The organism is Polaromonas sp. P3_C2, from assembly GCF_056402675.1.
Genome location: NZ_JBFUGX010000611.1, coordinates 1 through 2,478 on the forward strand (window position 1 = coordinate 1; position 2,478 = coordinate 2,478).

A 2,478-nucleotide genomic window follows, 5' to 3' on the forward strand; every position below is an offset into this window, starting at 1 on the left:
CTCGGTGGCCGCGTTTTTGAGCCGCAATTCGATGACTTCGGCACTGTCTTCGCCACGCCGCTGCAGGCGCGAGCGCAACTCTTCCCAGCTTGGCGGGAGTATGAAAATCAGCACCGCATTGGCAAAAATCCGTTTGATGTTGATCGCGCCCTGAAAGTCTATTTCCAGAATCACGTCGGCGCCGGTGGCGATTCGCTCCTCAATGGTCTGCCGCGAGGTGCCGTAGCGGTGGCCGTGTACATGTGCCCATTCCAGGAAGGAGTCGCGCAGCACCATGCCGTCAAAGTCCTCGGGCGAGAGAAAAAAGTACTCCCTGCCGTGCTTTTCCTGGCCGCGCGGAGGGCGTGTGGTGTGTGACACTGCGGGCTGGATGCGTGAATCCAGTTCAAGAAGGGCTTTGACCAGGCTGGATTTGCCGGCCCCGCTGGGGGCGGCTACAACAAAGAGGTTTCCGGGGTAGTCCATGCGTCCTGGGCGGTGATTTCGGTGTTTTAGGCTAGGGGCGGGGCTATTCGACGTTCTGGACCTGCTCACGGATCTGCTCTATCAGCACTTTCATGTCGACAGAAATGCGTGTCAGCTCGAGGGACGCCGATTTGGAGCCCAGTGTATTGGCTTCGCGGTGCAGCTCCTGGATCAGGAAATCCAGGCGCTTGCCCAGTTCCCCGCCGTTTGCCAGAAGGCGGTCAATTTCATCCAGGTGCGAGGAGAGGCGGGTGATTTCTTCCGCGACGTCAATGCGGATGGCAAAGGCTGTGGCCTCTGTCAGCGCCCGGTCCTGTGCAACTTCCGGCAGCGTGGCGCCGTCCGACAGCGCCATGGCTTCTTTCCAGCGTTCCAGGAAGCGGGTTTTCTGTTGCTCAACCAGTTTGGGCACCATGGGTACCGCCAGCGCTGCTAGCGCACGCAGCTGTCCCGTGCGGTCAAGCAGCATGTCGGCCAGCCGGGCGCCTTCGCGTTCGCGGGCCGCCATCAGCTCTTTCAAGGCCTTTTTGGCCAGCTTGAGCAGCTCATCGCTGTAGTCATGTGGTTTTTTGTCCTCATTGGTGGCGATCCGCAGAATATCTGCCACGCTGAGTGCGGGTGCCTGCGGCAGCCAGGATTTGATGCTGTCCTCCAGCGATCCGAGCCGTTGCAAGGTTGCYGAAGATGGCGCGCGCAGGGTGCCGGCCGAGGTACTTTCCAGCGAAACCCGCACTTCTACCTTGCCGCGCTTGAGCTTGCCGGTGAGCAATTCGCGCAATGCGGGCTCGGCCTGCCTCAATTCGTCGGGCAGGCGAAACGCCAAATCAAGAAACCGGCTGTTGACGGAGCGTATTTCGACGCCCAGACGGGAGCTGGCRTCCGSGCCCGATTCAGTTTCCGGGGCGGATTGCGCCATGCTCGATTGCACGGCTGCATAACCCGTCATGCTGTAAACTGACATTTRWAAATACGCTTTACTAGAGAGAGAACAAGACCCAGACTGACCAAGTCATTCTGGCTCATCCCAAATTATGTCAAAGGTCAAGCCCGCACCATTGCCGCCCGACACCGTGATTGGTGGCTATCGTGTTGTGCGAAAGCTTTCAGCCGGTGGCTTTGGCGTAGTTTACTTGGCCGTCGACAACGAGGGCCAGCAGGTCGCCATCAAGGAGTACCTGCCGTCGTCCCTGGCTGGCCGGGCCCCGGGGGAATTGCTTCCGCAGGTCCAGGCTGAAAAGCTCTCGCTGTATCGTCTGGGACTCAAAAGTTTCTTCGAAGAAGGCCGTTCGCTGGCCCAGATTTCACACGGCTCCGTGGTCAGTGTGCTGAATTTCTTCCGTGAAAACGAGACCGTTTACATGGTCATGAATTACCTGGAGGGCGGAACCCTGCAGGATTTCATCATCACGGCCCGTGAGCTGAAAAAGCAGAAGGTTTTCCGCGAGTCGACCATCCGTTCGCTTTTCGACGAAATCCTTCGGGGATTGCGCATCGTGCACCAGCACAAGATGCTCCACCTGGACATCAAGCCCGCCAACATCTTCATTACCGACGATAACCGTGCCGTCATGATCGACTTCGGCGCAGCCCGAGAGGTGCTGAGCAAGGAAGGCAACTTCATCCGCCCCATGTACACCCCGGGCTTTGCTGCCCCCGAGATGTACCGCAGGGACTCCTCCATGGGTCCCTGGACCGATATCTATGCGATCGGTGCCTGCATTTACGCCACCATGCAGGGCTACCCCCCCAATGACGCGCCGCAGCGCCTTGAAAAAGACCGTTTGTCGCTAGCCCTGTCCCGTTTGCGTGGCGTGTATTCCGACAACCTGATTGAAGTTGTAGAGTGGTGCATGTCCCTTGACCCCTTGTCACGGCCGCAGTCGGTATTTGCATTGCAAAAAGAATTGAGCAGGGAAGGTGAGCGTCGTTACACCAAACTCACCGTCAGCGAAAAGGTTCGCCTTCAGTTTGACAATATGGTGTCTGACACGAAAAAAACAGCGCGCAAGGCCA

At 58.3% G+C, this 2,478-nt stretch carries 3 protein-coding genes; 1 reads left to right on the top strand and 2 read right to left on the bottom strand.

Translation table 11 applies throughout. The annotated features are described in order from the left end of the window. Both gmk and AC1DWI_RS19735 read right to left on the bottom strand, forming a co-directional pair. On the bottom strand, nt 1-465 hold a 465-nt coding region (gene gmk / locus AC1DWI_RS19730; protein ID WP_477725522.1), incomplete at its 3' end, for a guanylate kinase. Nucleotides 466-508: 43 nt separating this feature from the next. After that, a complete protein-coding gene (locus tag AC1DWI_RS19735) occupies nt 509-1,426 on the bottom strand; it encodes a YicC/YloC family endoribonuclease (RefSeq protein WP_477725523.1) in 918 nt (305 codons plus the stop codon). 70 nt (nt 1,427-1,496) lie between these two features. Here AC1DWI_RS19735 and AC1DWI_RS19740 point away from each other — a divergent pair. Continuing rightward, nucleotides 1,497-2,478, top strand: a 982-nt coding sequence (locus tag AC1DWI_RS19740) for a serine/threonine protein kinase (protein ID WP_477725524.1), incomplete at its 3' end; no start/stop codon positions are given.